Genomic DNA, 17,366 nt, shown 5'->3' on the forward strand with positions numbered 1-17,366 from the left:
CCTTTTGTAACTGACGATAAGGAGATTTCGTCAATGGCTTTTCAGACATGGCAGGTCGGGTTGGATATACAAAACGGGCAGCTCTGTGCCATCGCTATCCAGCGCCGCCGCAACGGCTGGCAGCTGCGCCACTGGTGGCAGCATACGTTGCCGCAAGATACGTTAAGAAATGGCCTGGTGCAACGGCCAGAGATCCTCATCTCCATTTTGCAGCGCTGGCGCAGGCTGCTGCCGTCGCGGATTGGGCTGCGCGTAGGATTCCCCCCTCAACTGGTGATGCAGCGCCAGCTGAGCCTGCCTCCCACGCACCTGCGAGAAGCCGCGCGTAGTGACTATATTCGCGCCGCTGCAAAGCGGTTTTTCCCGATTGAACCGGAAGCTCTCACGCTGGATTTTCGCCTGAGCGACGGGTGCGAAAACCAGCTGACGTTGACCGCAACCCGCCGGGAAGCGCTGCAAGGCTGGCTGGACTGCCTGCAGCAGGTTGGACTGATCCCGGATGTGATGGATCTCACGCCGTCGGCACTCTCCGTGCTGGCCCGGGCACTTACGCTGGCCCCTGATGCCACGCTGGTTCATCGCCTGAGCGATCACTGGCTATGGTATTCACTACAGCATGCTGAACGGCCATGGGGATGGTGCCCGTTGGAGGACATTCCGGATTTTTCTGTACTTCAGCAGCGTTACCTGCCGCTGCAGGGTACGGTCTGGTACAGCTCTGCGCTGGATGATGATGCGCCGCAAGGGACCACTGCGCTTTCACCTTTTGCCGCCCTGCAATTTCTTCAGCCGCCGCTGCCGATCTGTAGTGGGGCTTATGCCATTGCGGCAGGGCTGGCAATGCGCCCAGAGGATCGCTGATGGTTAGTATTAATCTGATGCCATGGCGAGACTGCCGGCAACGGCAGCAGTGGCAGAAGTGGCGGCTGTTGTGTGGGCTGATGCTGGCGCTGATTATCCAGGGTGTACAAAACGGATACTGGCAGCAGCGGCTTAATCATCAGCGAGTGGAACTGCTCAGCCTGTGGCCCATCGCGCAGCAGGATGCTGCTGCCCTGCATAATCGCACTCTGGTGGCGCAAAAACAGCTCGACCAGCTGAGGCAGTCGCAACGACAGCAGATGTTAAAGCAGCAGGATCTTTCCCAGTGGTCGGAATTTATCCAGCGGCTGAGTACCGAAATCCCGCAGCATATCTGGCTGAGTAGCCTGAAGAAGCACCAGCAGAGCGTTTCACTCAAGGGATTCAGCCGCAGCATTGCCGAGCTTCATCATTTTCGCGACCGGCTGCATCAGCAACGGGAGATACCCTCCGCAAAGCTTGGCGCTCTTCGCCGAGAGACGTCTGCCGGCGTGAGTTTCAGTATGCAACTCACGTTGGGGAACAAGGAGCCGGGCAATGACTAATCGCTGGATGGCGGGGTGGCTGGCAGCAGATATCCGGTTGCGCATGTGCAGCGTTATCGGCGTGGGGGCACTAATTGCGCTGCTGATGTGGTGGTTCTGGCTATACCCGGCCAGGCAAATGTCGCACCAGCTGGACAAACAGGCGGATGAGTCTGTATCTCGCTATCAGCAGCGAATTGCGGTGCTGCGCCGCCTGCCGTCGCTATCAACGCTGGAACAGCAGATTGAACGGCTTGATGAGCAGGCTGCTGCTGAAGATGGCCATCACTTCTCTCTACCTGCACTGCTGGCTGCCAGCGGCGGAGAACTGGAGCACTGGCAGCCGAGTGAGAGCGGTGGCGAGCTGGCAATTACCTTGCGCTGGCAGCAGTTTACCGATCTTCTCGCTTATCTGATGACCTTAAAACCGGCGGTAACGATCCCTTTGATGACGCTACAGGGGCAATCTCCACAGTTACATTTGCTGATTCAACTTCACTATGAAATTTAGCGCACTGTTACTTTTACTTCTGGCGACGGATGCCGGGGCACGGGACCCGTTTTTACCAACCGTGTCAGGACGTTGCCCGGCAGACAGCGCTTTTACGTTGCCGTGGCGGCTTCAGGGCATTATCGGACGGCCAGATCGCTATGAGGGCTGGCTGATATCTCTTTCAGGGAAGCGGCTGCGCGTCAGCGTTAACGATTGGCCTGCCGGTTCGGAGTGGCAGGTTAAGCATATCGATCTGCGGGGCATCACTCTGACGGATGAAAAGGCCTGCCAGCCACAGCAGAAGCTGACATTTAAAGGAGAACATCATGTTAAGGAAAACAGCGTTAGTGCTGATTCTGGCTAGCGGGTTGTGCAGAGGTACAGTACCAATCTCTCTGGTATTTGAAGATGCGCCGATAGGTCAGATATTACAGGCTCTGGCAGAGTACCAGCAGCTGAATCTGATGGTGGCACCTGAAGTAGACGGTTTGCTGACGCTGCGGCTGCACGATGTTCCATGGCAGCAGGCACTGGAACTGGTGATGAAAATGGGCAGACTCAGCATCGAGCGGGAAGGCAACGTGATGCTGGTATTCCCGGAAGAGCGTGAACAGGAGAAACAGCAGCGCGCCGAGTCGGAACGGAAAGCCGCTGAACTGAACAGCCCACTGCATACGCAGACGGTGATGTTTAAATATGCCGATGCCACTGCGTTAAATGCCAGCCTGCAAAATGAGCGCAGCAGGCTGATGACCACACGTGGCAGCGTGACCCTGGATACCCGCACCAATGCACTTTTGCTTCGCGATACCCAGAAGGCGCTGGATCAAGCCATCCGCTGGCTGCAACAGCTGGATGTGCCGCTGGAACAGGTTGAGATTGCGGCCCAGATTGTCACCATCAGTGAAGAAAGCCTGCGTGAGCTGGGGGTGAACTGGGGGCTGAACGGTGAAGAGCTGGTCGCCGATGCGTTGCGCGCCAGCCAGCTGCGTGTGGATCTTGGTGTTGCGCGTCCCGCAGGTATGCTGGGATTGACCCTGGCAAAGCTGGACGGACGGCTGCTGGATCTGGAATTAAGCGCGCTGGAGCGCGAGCACCAGGCGGATATTATCGCCAGTCCGCGCCTGTTCACGTCCCACCAGCAAACGGCAAGTATTAAGCAGGGAACCGAGATCCCTTACGAAGTGGCGACCGGCAACAGTGGTTCAACGACCATGGAATTTAAAGAGGCGGTACTGGGTATGGAAGTGACGCCCGTGGTTCAGGGCAACGGCCGGATTTTACTGAAGCTGCACATCAGCCAGAATGTGCCGGGCCGAACCATGCGCAGTGGTGAAAACGAGGTGTTGACGATTGATAAACAGGAAATCGACACGCAGGTAGCGTTAAAGGACGGTCAGACGCTGGCACTGGGTGGCATTTTTCAGCAGCAAAGTGCCACCGGGCAGACTCGGGTTCCGCTGCTGGGGGAAATACCGTTGCTGGGTGGGCTATTTCGTCACAGTGTGCGGGAGCAGAAAAGGAGAGAATTAGTGATCTTCATCACACCTCGGCTAATTCGAAGTGATTAAGGATTTTTGCGACAAAAAACATGGGCTGTATGTTTTTTCCCGAATTGGTTACAGTTGCGTTTGACGCAAGGGCTGAATTAGCTTACAAGGTTTAGCGATTTTGAATATCAGGCCTGTGGCCTTAAGTAGCGAATGCATTTTAACCGTTTTTTATCGCGCGCAAACGGCGTAGCCGATGCAACCATATCCGGCTGATAAATGAAGCGGACTGAAACGTGCCAGAATACTGCGTGCAATGAGCAAGGTAAATTTAATCGGTTGCCAAAACCCCTTCAGTGTTGAGATAATTTTTCGTCTGACTCTCGCACTTTAGCTCATGAGGTTTCAGTTCATGTCCTGTCTGGTTTAGGCGGGGTATCATCCACGAATTGTCTTAGTAATACCGAAAAAATGGCAGAGAAACGCAATATCTTTCTGGTTGGGCCTATGGGTGCCGGCAAAAGCACTATTGGGCGTCAGTTAGCTCAGCAACTCAATATGGAATTTTTCGATTCTGATCAAGAAATTGAGCGACGTACCGGAGCGGATGTAGGCTGGGTTTTCGACGTTGAAGGCGAAGAAGGCTTCCGCGATCGCGAAGAAAAAATTATTAATGAACTCACTGAAAAGCAGGGCATTGTGCTGGCGACAGGTGGCGGTTCCGTCAAATCTCGCGAAACGCGCAATCGTCTTTCTGCTCGCGGTGTCGTCGTTTATCTTGAAACCACTATCGAGAAACAGCTGGCACGGACACAGCGCGACAAAAAGCGCCCGTTGCTGCAGGTTGATTCTCCACCACGTGAAGTGCTTGAAGCATTAGCTGGCGAACGCAATCCTATGTATGAGGAGATTGCCGACGTGACAATTCGCACTGACGATCAGAGTGCGAAAGTGGTGGCTAACCAAATTATTAACATGTTGGAAAAGAGCTAATTGATGCTCTGATTGTTCGCCTGCGGGCAAAGCAGAAAAGGTGATACAGCGTCATGGAGAGGATTACCGTTACTCTTGGGGAACGTAGCTACCCCATCACTATCGCTGCCGGGTTGTTTACAGATCCGGCTTCTTTTTGGCCGCTTAAGGCTGGCGATATGGCCATGTTGGTGACAAACCAAACGCTGGCCCCTCTTTACCTTGATGCAATGCGCAAGCGCCTTGAAGAGGCTGGCGTGGTTGTCGATCAGGTTATCCTGCCTGATGGCGAACAGTTTAAAAGTCTGGCCGTTATGGATCAGGTCTTTACCGCTCTGTTGGAAAAACCTCATGGCCGCGATACGACCCTCATCGCACTGGGTGGTGGCGTTATTGGCGATTTGACCGGATTCGCTGCCGCCAGCTATCAGCGCGGCGCGCGCTTTATCCAGGTTCCTACCACTCTGCTGGCGCAGGTAGACTCTTCCGTTGGCGGTAAAACCGCCGTTAACCATCCGCTGGGCAAGAATATGATTGGGGCGTTTTATCAGCCCGCTGCAGTGGTGATTGATCTGGATTGTCTGAAGACGCTACCGTCACGTGAGCTCTCTTCCGGGCTGGCGGAAGTGATCAAATATGGCATCATTCTCGACGGCGAATTCTTCAGCTGGCTGGAAGAAAATCTGGATGCGTTACTGTCACTGGACGGCAGCGCGATGGCGTACTGTATTCGCCGCTGCTGCGAGCTGAAAGCCGAAGTGGTCGCCGCCGATGAGCATGAACACGGGCTGCGGGCGCTGCTGAATTTAGGCCACACCTACGGCCATGCGATTGAAGCGCATATGGGCTACGGTAACTGGTTACATGGTGAAGCTGTAGCGGCAGGAATGGTGATGGCTGCACGAAATGCCGAGCGTCTTGGTCAGTTCGATTCGGCGCAAACCGATCGCATTATCGCACTGTTACAGCGCGCCGGCCTGCCGGTTAATGGCCCTGAAAGCATGGCTGCTGAAGACTATCTGCCGCATATGATGCGTGATAAGAAAGTGTTGGCAGGCAAATTGCGTCTGGTGCTGCCACTCGCTATCGGTAAAGCTGAAGTGCGCAGCGGAGTACCGCATGATATGGTGTTGGCATCCATTCAGGATTGCCAAAAGCCTTGACTCGTAATGTTATTATCAGATCAGCATGATGGCTGCTATTCTGAAGTTATCGCCTTTCAAAGGACGTGAACGGCGTAACCGCTCTATGGGAGGAGGCTAAATGGACGAGTTTAAACCGGAAGACGAGTTGAAACCTGACACCAGCGACCGCCGACCGCCGCGGTCGCGCAAAACGTCTTCACTACCGAAAGTCCCGGTTTCACGCCAGCATATGATGATGGGCGTGGGCATTCTGGTACTGCTGTTATTGGTGCTGGGTATTGGTTCAGCGTTGAAATCGCCGGACGCGCCGAGCGGCAAGACGGCTCAACAGCCTGCTTCCGGTGGGAATTCCGGCGGTGAAAAAAATATCGATCTTTCCGGAACGTCTTCCATGAGCGGACAGACCGCTGGGCAGCCGAATTCCGCGGGTCAAACGTCGTCCCCGCAGGAGCTTAGCGCTCCGCAAATTTCATCGACGCCGACTGAAGCTGCGCCGTTGCAGACGCCACAGAATCAACAACGGGTTGAGCTGCCGGGCGACCTCAACAATGCCCTTAACAGCCAGCAGGGACAGGTTGATGCGGCTTCGCAGGCCGGAATCGGTTCATCTTCGTTACCTACCGGTCAGGCGACTGTTGGGGGTTCCGGCAGCAAACCAGCTGTGACCAAAACGGCAAATGCACCACATCTAAACGGCGTGCCGCAGAATAAACCTGCTGCTGTACACAATAAACCTTCAGTAAGTAAGCCGGCAGTCAAGGAAAGCAAGCCTTCCGCGACCGCCAGTCACAGCGCGGCACCGCGAGCCCAAACGCCGACCAGCGTTTCCAGCACGGCCAAACCTGGTGGTAACTATACGTTGCAGCTGAGCAGTGCCTCGCGATCTGACACGCTAAATGCGTGGGCGAGAAAACAGAACCTGAGCGGTTATCACGTTTATCAGACAACGCGTAACGGACAACCCTGGTATGTTCTGGTTAGCGGTTCTTATAATACGCCCGCTGAGGCTAAACGCGCAGTGGCATCACTGCCTGCTGAAGTGCGTGCTCAGAATCCCTGGGTCAAACCGGTAAGCCAGGTTAAAAAAGAAGCAGGACATTAATCCCGTGCCGGGGTAACCCGGCTAATCATGAAGTGTGAGTGTGTGACGACACGCAGACCTTTTAAAGCGCAGATATGCTGTCGGTGTAGCCACAGCCTGATGAGTAAAAAAATAACGACGGCATGAAAAAGAATCGCGCTTTTCTTAAGTGGGCAGGCGGCAAGTATCCATTGCTTGACGATATTAGACGCCATCTGCCAGAAGGTAATTGCCTGATCGAGCCGTTTGTCGGTGCCGGATCGGTATTCCTTAACACCCACTATCCAAGCTATATCCTTGCTGATATCAATAGCGACCTGATCAACCTGTACAATATTGTTAAGGAACGTCCCCAGACTTTCGTTGAGGATGTGCGTAAGCTGTTTACAATTGAGTCGAATGACTCAGGCGTCTACTACGCCCGGCGGCAGGAGTTCAACCTCAGCCAGGACCCGTATCGCCGGGCGATGCTGTTTCTGTATCTTAATCGTCACTGCTACAACGGCCTGTGCCGGTATAACCTGCGCGGCGAATTCAACGTTCCGTTTGGCAGCTATCGTAAACCTTATTTCCCTGAAGCCGAGCTGTTCTGGTTTGCCGAACGTGCGCAGAATGCCACCTTTGTTTGTGAGTCTTATGATGTTACCCTGGCTAAGGCGAAGACGGGATCGGTAGTCTATTGCGATCCGCCGTATGCTCCTCTGTCGGCTACCGCAAAGTTTACGGCCTATCACACTAACAGCTTCAGCCAGCGCGAACAGCAGCATCTTGCCGAGCTGGCTTCTACGCTGTCGCAGGACAGTAATATTACGGTGCTGATTTCTAACCATGATACGCCGCTCACGCGGAACTGGTATCAGGGAGCCGTACTGCATGAGATTGAGGTACGGCGCTCGATTAGCCGCAGTGGCAACACGCGGAGTAAAGTGAGTGAATTACTGGCACTCTATGCTGGCCGGTAAACAACAATGATCTGACCCTTTGGCCCGAGCAGCAGTCGCATCGGCTGCCGCCACGGCTATCAGGGGTTTAGCCTGGGAGAAACGGATGAAAGAGTTTTTAATCGCCCCATCAATCCTTGCCGCAGATTTTGCCCGCCTGGGTGAAGATACGGCGAAGGCGCTGGCTGCCGGCGGTGATGTAATACATTTCGATGTGATGGATAATCATTACGTTCCCAACCTGACGATGGGACCGATGGTCTTAAAAGCCCTGCGTGATTACGGCATTACCGCGCCGATCGATGTGCATCTGATGGCTAAGCCGGTCGATCGTCTGATCCCTGATTTTGCCAAAGCGGGTGCCAGCTATATCACCTTCCACCCTGAAGCTTCTGAACACGTCGATCGCACGCTGCAGCTGATCAAAGAGCACGGCTGCAAAGCGGGTCTGGTGCTGAATCCGGCTACGCCGCTCAGCATTCTTGAGTACGTGATGGATAAACTGGACATCATTCTACTGATGTCGGTAAATCCTGGCTTCGGAGGTCAGTCGTTTATTCTTGGCACGCTGAACAAGCTGCGTGAGGTTCGTAAGCTGATTGACGACAGCGGTTACGATATCCGTCTGGAAGTCGATGGTGGCGTGAAGGTCGATAACATTGGCGAAATTGCAGCGGCCGGTGCCGATATGTTTGTGGCCGGTTCAGCAATTTTTGGTCATCCCGATTACAAGAAAGTGATCGACGATATGCGCACTGAACTGGAAAAATCCCGCCATGGCTCATTTCACTGATATTCGCGCACTGGCCTTCGATCTCGACGGTACGCTGGTTGACAGCGCGCCGGGGCTGGCAAGTGCAGTTGATGTGGCTTTAACCGAGCTGCGGTTGCCTGCGGCAGGGGTAGAACGTGTTGCGACCTGGATTGGCAACGGTGCCGACATTCTTATCGAGCGTGCGCTGAGCTGGGCGCAGGGCGATGCTCCGCGTGAAGAGGCGCTGCGTGAAGCGCGCATTCTGTTTGATAAGCACTACGCCGACACCGTAGAGAGCGGCAGCCTGCTCTATCCCCATGTGCAGGAGACGCTGGCGAATCTGGCGGCACATAATTTGCCGATGGCGATTGTCACCAATAAACCGACGCCGTTTGTCGCGCCGCTGTTGCAATCTTTAGGCATTGCGCACTATTTCTCGCTGGTTATCGGCGGGGATGACGTTACCGCGAAGAAACCGCATCCTGCGCCGCTATTTATGGTACTGGGAAAATTTGGTTTGCTACCCGGTGAGTTACTGTTTGTGGGGGACTCCCGCAATGATATTCTGGCGGCAAAGGCGGCAGGATGTCCCTGTATTGGTATGAATTATGGCTACAACTACGGTGAGCCCGTGGCCACCAGTCAGCCTGACATCACGCTCGATCACTTTAATGATTTAACGCCCACACTAGGGCTGTAATTATCAGGACGGAAACATGAAACCCATTGTATTTAGCGGCGCACAGCCTTCAGGTGAACTGACCATCGGTAACTATATGGGAGCGCTGCGTCAGTGGGTACAGATGCAGGATGACTATCACTGTGTTTACTGCATCGTTGACCTGCACGCGATTACCGTGCGTCAGGACCCGGTTGCGCTGCGTAAGGCAACGCTGGATACGCTGGCGCTATACCTTGCCTGTGGGATCGACCCGCAGAAAAGCACTATTTTCGTGCAGTCACACGTGCCGGAGCACACTCAGCTGGGTTGGATACTCAACTGCTACACCTACTTCGGTGAGCTGAGCCGTATGACCCAGTTCAAGGACAAATCCGCGCGCTATGAAGAGAACATCAATGCCGGACTGTTTGACTATCCGGTGCTGATGGCGGCTGACATTCTCCTGTATCAGACCAATCAGGTGCCGGTGGGTGAAGATCAGAAGCAGCATCTGGAACTGAGCCGCGACGTTGCCGCGCGCTTTAACGCCATCTACGGTGATATCTTCAAGGTTCCTGAGCCGTTTATTCCGAAATCCGGCGCACGCGTGATGTCGCTGCTGGAACCGACCAAGAAAATGTCCAAATCTGATGACAACCGCAATAACGTTATCGGCCTGCTGGAAGATCCGAAGTCGGTAGTGAAGAAAATTAAGCGCGCGATGACCGATGGCGATGAGCCGCCCGTCGTTCGTTACGATGTGAAAAACAAACCGGGTGTTTCGAACCTGCTGGATATTCTGGCTGGCGTTACCGGTAAGTCCGTCTCCGAACTGGAAAAAGAGTTCGACGGCCAGATGTATGGTCACCTGAAAGGTGCCGTGGCGGATGCGGTATCCGGTATGCTGAGCGAGCTGCAGGAGCGTTATCATCGTTATCGCAACGATGAAGCCTTCCTCGATCAGATTATGCGTGACGGTGCGGCGAAAGCCCGTGCCCGCGCGCAGGAAACACTGAAAAAGGTTTACGCTGCCGTCGGTTTCGTCGCCCAGCCGTAATCCTGAATATAAAAAACGGGTGGCTTCAGGCCACCCGTTTTTGTTTGTCAGAACCAGTTCAGCTGCTCGCGCAGCGCCACCACCTCTCCAATAATAATCAGCGCCGGACTTTCCACTTCTTCAGCCAGTTCAGCCAGCTCAGCCAGTGAACCCGTGACCACACGCTGCCGTGTTGACGTGCCGTTTTCAACCAGTGCGACCGGCATCTCTGGTGACATACCGTGTTTGATTAGCTGCTGACGGATTTCTGCCGCCTGGGCCAGCCCCATGTAAAATACCAGGGTTTGCCGCTCTGCGGCCAGATGCTGCCATTCCAGCTCGCTGTTCTGCTGTAGGTGGCCGGTGACCAGCCGCACGCTCTGAGCGTAGCCTCTGTGGGTCAGCGGAATACCGCTGTAGGCCGAACAGCCCGATGCGGCAGTGATGCCAGGCACCACGGAGAAGGGGATGTCAGCCCCCTGCAAGGCCTCCAGCTCTTCCGCACCACGGCCAAAGATAAACGGATCGCCGCCCTTGAGACGCACCACCCGCTTGCCGCTTTGCGCCTGCTTTAGCAGGATCTGGTTGATTTCGTGCTGGGGCACGCAGTGGTACCCCGCACGTTTACCAACAAAAATGCGCTCAGCGTCGCGGCGCGCCAGCGCCAGCACCTCATCAGACACCAGCCGATCGTAAACCACCACGTCGGCTTGTTGGATCTGCTGAAGGCCCTTAAGCGTCAGCAGCCCGGCATCGCCAGGCCCGGCGCCGACCAGAACCACTTCGCCTCGCTGCTCCAGCGGTTCGTTAAATAACTGTTCGCTCAGCCGTTCCACCTGCTGGCTGTCGCCGTTGGCCAGCGACTGTGCCAGCCGCTGGTGGTTAAACAGTTTTTCCCAGAAGCGGCGGCGTTGCCCGCTGCTGAACTGCTGTTTTACCCGCTGCCTTTGGGCACCGCCCCATGCCGCCAGGCGGCCCAGATGCAGCGGCAGCAGGGCCTCCAGCTTCTCACGCAGCATCCGGGCCATGACCGGCGCGTTGCCGCCGGAAGAGACGGCGATCATCAGCGGAGAGCGATCGATAATCGACGGCATAATACAGCTGGCGCTCTGCGGTGCATCGACAACGTTACAGAACATCCGCCGTGCGTCGGCGCTGTGACTGACCTGCTGATTAAGCGCTTCATCATCGGTGGCGGCAATCACCAGCCAGCAGTCATCCAGTAGATCGGGGCTGAACGGCGTGCTAATCAGCGTGGCTTTACCCGCCTGCTGCCAGATCTGGAACTGCGGTGAGAACTCACGGGCGCAGACGCGCAGACAGGCACCGCTCGCCAGCAGCAGATGGGCTTTACGTTCGGCGACGTCGCCGCCGCCAACCAGCAGGCAGGGCTTATCACGCAGCTGGCAGAACAGAGGAAGAAAATCCATAAAGACTCACAAAAGAGAACGGCAGGATGGCCGCACGCGAGGGTGCGTGCGGCCAGTAAACGATGTGTCAGGCGGCAGTGGTCTCTGCCGCGAGATTTATCTCAATCATTCCGTGGCTGATCCGAGCCGGATAGCTCGGAACAGAGTGGCTTTCATCTTCCATGCACAGCCCATCGCGCAGGCGAAAACGCTGTTTTTTCAGCGGGCTGGCTACCCAAAGCTCCTGCTGGTGCTCGGCGATGATACCGCGCGACAGCACGCTGGCGTGGGCAAAGGGGTCGATATTGCTTAACGCGAAGACCTGCTCATCTTCACCCGGGCGGAAAATAGCAATCTGCTGGCTACCAACCAGCGCGCAAACACCGGTTGCGGGTAGAATACTGGTCAACGGGCAAATCTCCTGCCACTGGCTCATACATTTTCCTCCAGTTGGATAATTTCAATGCGCTCCTGCACCCGCGCCGGACGATGCTGCTCGCGCTCCGACACCATCTGCACCAGCGGATCGCGCGCGCTGCTGTTAACAAAGTGCGCAAAGCGAGCGCGCTGCTGTGCATCGTTGACCGTTTCAGTCCACTCGCAGACCACCTGCGCGCGCAGACGATTGATTTCTTCTTCCAGCTGCGCGTTGATACCCAGTTTGTCGTTAATCACCACCTGCCGCAGATAGTCGATACCGCCTTCCAGATTATCCAGCCACACCGAGGTACGCTGTAGCTTATCGGCGGTACGGATATAGAACATCATAAAGCGGTCCAGATAGTGCATCAGCGTATCGCGGTCGAGATCGGCGGCCAGCAGGTCAGCATGACGAGGTTTCATGCCGCCGTTACCGCAGACGTAAAGGTTCCAGCCTTTTTCGGTGGCGATAATCCCGACGTCTTTGCCCTGTGCTTCGGCACACTCGCGAGTACAGCCGGAAACGCCGAATTTCATCTTGTGTGGCGTGCGGATGCCTTTGTAGTGATTTTCCAGTTCAACGCCGAAGCCAACGCTGTCACCGACGCCGAAACGACACCAGGCGCTGCCCACGCAGGTTTTCGCCATGCGCAGTGCTTTCGCGTAGGCGTGGCCTGTTTCAAATCCGGCGGCAATCAGCTGTTCCCAGATAGCCGGCAGATCGTCCTGCTGCGCGCCAAACAGGCCAATACGCTGTGAACCGGTGATTTTGGTGTACAGGTTGTACTGACGGGCAACGTTACCAATCGCCATCAAACCTTCTGGCGTAATCTCTCCGCCCGCCGAGCGTGGGATTATCGAGTAGGTGCCGTCCTTCTGGATATTGCCGAGGAACAGGTCGTTACTGTCCTGCAACGGCGTATGTTCCGGCTTCAGCACATACTCATTCCAGCATGATGCCAGCAGCGATCCAACCGTCGGTTTACATACCTCGCAGCCGTAGCCTTTGCCATATTTGTTAATAAGCTGATTAAACGACCGGATGTTATTGACGCGGATCAGGTGATACAGCTCCTGGCGCGACCACGGGAAGTGTTCGCACAGATGATGGTTCACTTCGATACCCTGGCGGCTCAGTTCGGCATTCAGCACCTGAGTAATCAGCGGGATACAGCCGCCGCAGCCGGTTCCGGCTTTGGTTTCCGCTTTCAGTGCGGCAACGCTGTGGCAGCCGTTTTGTACTGCCTGGACGATCGTGCCTTTAGTAACGTCAAAGCAGGAGCAGATCTGCGCGCTGTCCGGCAACGATTCAACGCCAATCGACGGTTTTGCTCCGGCGTGTTCAGGCAGGATCAACGCATCCGGATTGGCCGGCAGTTCGATTGCGTTCAGCGACAGCTGCAGAAGGTTGCCATAGTCGCTGGTGTCACCCACCAGCACCGCACCCAGCAGCGTTTTGTTATCCGCGCTGACGATCAGGCGTTTATATACCTCTTTGTTCTCGTCAAGATAAACGTAGCTGCGCGCGCCGGGCGTCCGACCGTGGGCATCGCCAATGCCGCCCACGTCCACACCCAACAGCTTGAGTTTGGCGCTCATGTCCGCGCCTTCGAAGTGGCTGTCGCCGCCTAACAGATGGTCGGCGGCGATTTGCGCCATCTTATAGCCCGGCGCAACCAGGCCGTAGACATGCTCCCGCCAGGAGGCACACTCACCGATGGCGTAGATATCCGCATCGCTGGTCTGGCAGCTGTCGTTAATCACCACGCCGCCCCGGGTACCGGTGGCCAGATTACACTGTTTCGCCAGCGCATCCTGCGGGCGGATACCGGTGGAGAAGACGATAAAATCGACCTCAAGCTGGCTGTCATCAGCAAACTGCAGAGTTTTACCTCTCGGGGCATGGTGCACAATCTTCCGGGTATTTTTCCCGGTATGAACCTGCACGCCGATGCTTTCGATTTTCCGTCTTAGCTGTTCACCACCCATACGATCGAGCTGTTCGGCCATCAGCACCGGAGCAAACTCGATAACGTGGGTTTCAATGCCGAGGTTTTTCAGTGCGCCAGCCGCTTCCAGCCCCAGCAGGCCGCCGCCGATGACCGCACCGCGTTTGCTGTGGCGGGCACAGGCTTCAATGCCGTTCAGATCTTCAATCGTGCGGTAAACGAAACAGTCTGCACCTTCTGCGCCGGGGATTGGGGGCACCCAGGGACGCGATCCGGTGGCCAGCACCAGCTTGTCGTACGGCACCAGGCGGCCACTGTTGGCGTGAATGACTTTCTCTTCGCGATCAATCAGGATAGCGCGTTCACCAATCAGGATATTGATGCCGTGCTTCTGGTAAAACCCTTCCCGCACCAGCGACAGCTCCTCGGCCGTGTGATGAGAGAAGTAGGCGGAAAGGTGGACCCTGTCGTAGGCCACGCGAGGTTCTTCGCAAAAGACAGTGACCTCAAACTGTCCGGGCTGTGACTTTTCCACCAGTTCTTCGATCAGGCGGTGGCCGACCATACCGTTGCCAATGATGGCGAGTTTGATACTCATGCTTTGCCTCATTAATAAGATTCTGGTCGTACGATAACCGCTCGGATATCGCGGTTATTGATGTGTATCAATCACCCCCGGCAAATACCCATTAGTGGGTAGGCAAGAGAAAAAACGTTAGCTACATAACATTATGAAATCATAGATTTTATGATTTTTTTAGCGCGAGAGGGGAGCCGGTCGGGTGATGAGGGGGATTAACAGATGATTTACCGGGATGACATATAAAAAAAGCCGGTACACAGGCACCGGCTTGTTAGCTGCATGAACGGTCGCGAATTAATGCGAACCCATATGACCATGCAGCTTGTGCTTGCTGACGAAGCCCAGCAGCAGACACATCACAAACACCACTGCGTACAGGCCGTTAGCCGTTGCCAGCGCTGCGTGAGCACCGCCTTTCTCTACGATAGGGCCGGTAACCACGAAGGTCAGCATGGTCCCCACAGTGCCGCAGGTCAGAATAAAGTTCACCAGTTTTGGGGAAGACACTTTGGTCTGCAGCGAACCCAGGGTGATGATAGTGGTGTAGATGGCGCTGGAGAAGAAGCCCAGGCTCAGCATGATCCATTTCAGCATTGATGCATCGGTGGTGGTGATAAACCAGTACATCAGCGCGGTAGCCAGCAGGGCCAGCAGGGTGACGATACGCTGCGGATCGAAGAAGCGCAGGATGGCGCTGAACGCCCACATGCCAACCATGTAGGCGGTCCAGAAGTTGCCCACCAGACTACCGGCCTGGCCGATATCCATGCCCATGCTTTTGGTCGCATACTGAGGAACCCAGCCGATAAAACCCAGCTGGCCGAGGATATAGCACAGAGCGGCTACCGCCAGGAAGCCAACGCCCACGCCCCATTTTTCTTTTTTGACCGGCTCGCCGCTGGCCGTTTTTTTGCCCAGTACCGGGAATTCAAAGCACAGCGCCAGAACAAAGATTGCCACGTAGATCACGCCGATACACACGTACACCCAGTACCACGGCAGCGCACGCGCCAGCAAAGCGGCAGCGATAATCGGGAAGATCGTACCGGCCATGCTGAAGAAGGAGTCGGTAAACAGCAGGCGCGAACCGCGCTGGCGTCCTTCATAAAGATGGGTGATCAGGAACGTACCGATCGACATGGTAATACCGCTCACCACACCCAGCACAAACATACAGAGCGAGAACACGCTCAGGCTGTGGCTGGTCATCAGCCCCAGAATTGCCAGCACCATGAGTACGAAGCCGAACATCAGCTGACGCTTCAGCGGCACGATTTCCATTAGCCAGGCGTTAAGGAATACGGCCAGCAGTATCCCGGCGTTAAGGAATGTAAAGGTGTTGCTCATCTGAGCCACGGGAAGCTGGAAGTACTCTGCTATATTCTCCAGTACCATACCGGTAACGATAACCACTGCACCGGTCAACGCATAAGAGAAGAAGCTGATCCAGGTAAGTCCGATTCGATCGCGATTTGTCATAGTGGAAACCCGTCTGGAAGGAAGTTTCTCAGGCGAGGTGCCTGAGATATGCCTCAGGAGTTTAACCATATTCGTGATCTGCATGAATATTTAATGAAATAATAATTATCGAATTTCACTGTTAGTGTGATTTTTGTCACATTTATGCATTGGCCATTTACTTTTACGGCAATGTCTTCCTGAGTAAATAAAGGTAAAACGCTGGCGCGTTGGTAAGTGCCTATTTACAATCATCGTTGCATTTATGGCTTATTGCCCTCAGTAAGGAAAAATTTCATGTTGAAACGTACTTTGACCGCGGTGGCGGCAGTTCTCGCACTGTCATCGATCTCTGCTTCTGCATTCGCGGCGAAAGGGGATACACATGTACTGCTGACCACTTCAGCAGGCAGTATTGAGCTGGAATTAAATAATCAGAAAGCCCCTGTTTCGGTAAAAAACTTTGTTGATTACGTCAACAGCGGCTTTTACAACAACACCACATTCCATCGTGTGATCCCGGGCTTTATGCTGCAGGGTGGTGGCTTCACCACTGATATGCAGCAGAAGCAGCCTAACGCTCCGATAAAAAATGAAGCGGATAACGGCCTGCTGAACAAACGCGGTACCATTTCTATGGCGCGTACTGCAGAAAAAGACAGCGCAACCAGCCAGTTCTTTATTAACGTGGCGGATAACGCCTTCCTTGACCACGGCCAGCGGGACTTTGGCTACGCAGTGTTTGGTAAAGTGGTTAAAGGTATGGATGTGGCTGATAAGATTGCCCAGGTGCCAACCCAGAATGTCGGCCCTTACCAGAATGTGCCGGTGACTCCGGTGGTGATCCTCTCCGCCAAAGTTCTGCCGTAAGCTTACGCACTGTGCCTGAATCGGCCTACGGGGCTGATTCAGGTTTTTGCCTCATCTTCCGCACAGTAAAGAGATAAGCGAAACGGTGTAAAATCCGTAAAATAGCGGCGTAAATCGTTTACCGGAATTCGCCATGCTGCTGCTTATCGACAATTACGACTCCTTCACCTGGAACCTCTACCAGTATTTTTCTGAACTGGGAGCCGAGGTCATCGTTCGCCGTAACGACGATATTACGCTGGCTGAAATTGCCACGCTGGCCCCTCAGCATCTGGTTATCTCTCCTGGCCCCTGTACGCCCAACGAAGCGGGTATCTCACTGGCGGCGATCCGTCATTTCGCCGGTCAGGTGCCCGTACTTGGCGTTTGCCTGGGGCATCAGGCGATCGCGCAGGCGTTCGGTGCCAAAGTGGTTCGTGCTCGCCAGGTGATGCACGGTAAAACATCGGCCATTGAGCATAATGACGGCGGCGTTTTTGCCGGGCTGAATCATCCGCTAACCGTCACCCGCTATCATTCACTGATTGTAGAGATCGGGACGCTGTCGGATGAATTCGAGCTGACAGCCTGGACGCTGCGCGACGGCCAGCCGGATGAAATTATGGGATTCCGCCATCGCACGCTGCCGCTGGAAGGCGTGCAGTTCCACCCGGAAAGCATCCTGAGCGAACAGGGGCATCAGCTGCTGGAAAATTTCCTGCGCTACTGAGTTAGTGTTT

General features: G+C 55.0%; 18 protein-coding genes. 14 read left to right on the plus strand and 4 right to left on the minus strand.

Annotation, left to right across the window (positions count from 1 at the left end; all coding sequences use genetic code 11):
* The first annotated feature begins 33 nt into the window (after positions 1 to 33).
* From pilM to trpS, 12 genes are all read left to right on the plus strand, one after another.
* The gene (gene pilM, locus AC07U6_RS02750; protein WP_494761277.1) at positions 34 to 861 is read left to right on the plus strand and encodes a pilus assembly protein PilM; all 828 of its coding nucleotides are present in this window, start codon (positions 34 to 36) and stop codon (positions 859 to 861) included.
* Entirely contained in the window at positions 861 to 1,406 is a 546-nt protein-coding gene (locus tag AC07U6_RS02755; protein WP_494761278.1) for a PilN domain-containing protein, read from the plus strand. Before pilM ends, AC07U6_RS02755 begins: the two co-directional genes overlap by 1 nt.
* A complete protein-coding gene (locus AC07U6_RS02760) occupies positions 1,399 to 1,896 on the plus strand; it encodes a HofO family protein (protein ID WP_494761279.1) in 498 nt (165 codons plus the stop codon). The genes AC07U6_RS02755 and AC07U6_RS02760 overlap by 8 nt, the downstream gene beginning before the upstream one ends.
* Complete coding sequence (locus AC07U6_RS02765; RefSeq protein WP_494761280.1) at positions 1,886 to 2,242, plus strand: HofP DNA utilization family protein; 357 nt, start codon at positions 1,886 to 1,888, stop codon at positions 2,240 to 2,242. The genes AC07U6_RS02760 and AC07U6_RS02765 overlap by 11 nt, the downstream gene beginning before the upstream one ends.
* Positions 2,205 to 3,449, plus strand: coding sequence for a DNA uptake porin HofQ (gene hofQ, locus AC07U6_RS02770; protein ID WP_494761281.1), 1,245 nt, complete (start codon positions 2,205 to 2,207; stop codon positions 3,447 to 3,449). Before AC07U6_RS02765 ends, hofQ begins: the two co-directional genes overlap by 38 nt.
* Before the next feature lie 390 nt (positions 3,450 to 3,839).
* On the plus strand, positions 3,840 to 4,361 hold the full coding sequence (aroK, locus tag AC07U6_RS02775; RefSeq protein WP_105594039.1) for a shikimate kinase AroK: 522 nt from the start codon (positions 3,840 to 3,842) through the stop codon (positions 4,359 to 4,361).
* Between the two features lie 53 nt (positions 4,362 to 4,414).
* Positions 4,415 to 5,503, plus strand: a complete 1,089-nt coding sequence (aroB, locus tag AC07U6_RS02780; RefSeq protein ID WP_494761282.1) for a 3-dehydroquinate synthase — start codon at positions 4,415 to 4,417, stop codon at positions 5,501 to 5,503.
* 100 nt (positions 5,504 to 5,603) lie between these two features.
* Positions 5,604 to 6,587 (plus strand): SPOR domain-containing protein, encoded by a 984-nt coding sequence (locus tag AC07U6_RS02785; RefSeq protein ID WP_494761283.1) that lies wholly within the window; start codon positions 5,604 to 5,606, stop codon positions 6,585 to 6,587.
* Positions 6,588 to 6,709: 122 nt separating this feature from the next.
* Positions 6,710 to 7,528: an adenine-specific DNA-methyltransferase gene (dam, locus tag AC07U6_RS02790; RefSeq protein ID WP_494761284.1), complete on the plus strand. Its 819-nt coding sequence runs from the start codon at positions 6,710 to 6,712 to the stop codon at positions 7,526 to 7,528.
* 85 nt (positions 7,529 to 7,613) lie between these two features.
* A complete protein-coding gene (gene rpe, locus AC07U6_RS02795) occupies positions 7,614 to 8,300 on the plus strand; it encodes a ribulose-phosphate 3-epimerase (protein ID WP_494761285.1) in 687 nt (228 codons plus the stop codon).
* The gene (locus tag AC07U6_RS02800) at positions 8,284 to 8,961 is read left to right on the plus strand and encodes a phosphoglycolate phosphatase (RefSeq protein WP_494761286.1); all 678 of its coding nucleotides are present in this window, start codon (positions 8,284 to 8,286) and stop codon (positions 8,959 to 8,961) included. The genes rpe and AC07U6_RS02800 overlap by 17 nt, the downstream gene beginning before the upstream one ends.
* Positions 8,962 to 8,977: 16 nt before the next feature.
* Positions 8,978 to 9,979, plus strand: a complete 1,002-nt coding sequence (trpS, locus tag AC07U6_RS02805) for a tryptophan--tRNA ligase (RefSeq protein WP_494761287.1) — start codon at positions 8,978 to 8,980, stop codon at positions 9,977 to 9,979.
* Positions 9,980 to 10,026: 47 nt separating this feature from the next.
* Here trpS and cysG read toward each other — a convergent pair whose 3' ends face one another.
* The 4 genes from cysG to tsgA form a co-directional block, all read right to left on the minus strand.
* The gene (cysG, locus tag AC07U6_RS02810) at positions 10,027 to 11,388 is read right to left on the minus strand and encodes a siroheme synthase CysG (protein ID WP_494761288.1); all 1,362 of its coding nucleotides are present in this window, start codon (positions 11,386 to 11,388) and stop codon (positions 10,027 to 10,029) included.
* Between the two features lie 67 nt (positions 11,389 to 11,455).
* Positions 11,456 to 11,803, minus strand: coding sequence for a nitrite reductase small subunit NirD (nirD, locus tag AC07U6_RS02815; protein ID WP_494761289.1), 348 nt, complete (start codon positions 11,801 to 11,803; stop codon positions 11,456 to 11,458).
* A complete protein-coding gene (nirB, locus tag AC07U6_RS02820) occupies positions 11,800 to 14,334 on the minus strand; it encodes a nitrite reductase large subunit NirB (RefSeq protein WP_494761290.1) in 2,535 nt (844 codons plus the stop codon). Before nirB ends, nirD begins: the two co-directional genes overlap by 4 nt.
* A gap of 279 nt (positions 14,335 to 14,613) precedes the next feature.
* A complete protein-coding gene (gene tsgA / locus AC07U6_RS02825) occupies positions 14,614 to 15,798 on the minus strand; it encodes an MFS transporter TsgA (RefSeq protein WP_494761291.1) in 1,185 nt (394 codons plus the stop codon).
* A 276-nt stretch (positions 15,799 to 16,074) separates the two neighbouring features.
* Here tsgA and ppiA point away from each other — a divergent pair, with 276 nt between their 5' ends.
* Positions 16,075 to 16,647 (plus strand): peptidylprolyl isomerase A, encoded by a 573-nt coding sequence (gene ppiA, locus AC07U6_RS02830; RefSeq protein ID WP_105594028.1) that lies wholly within the window; start codon positions 16,075 to 16,077, stop codon positions 16,645 to 16,647.
* A gap of 133 nt (positions 16,648 to 16,780) precedes the next feature.
* Positions 16,781 to 17,356, plus strand: coding sequence for an aminodeoxychorismate synthase component II (locus AC07U6_RS02835; protein ID WP_494761292.1), 576 nt, complete (start codon positions 16,781 to 16,783; stop codon positions 17,354 to 17,356).
* The last annotated feature ends 10 nt before the right edge of the window (positions 17,357 to 17,366 follow it).

The sequence above is a fragment of the Erwinia sp. GW821-FHT03D09 genome (assembly GCF_059420805.1).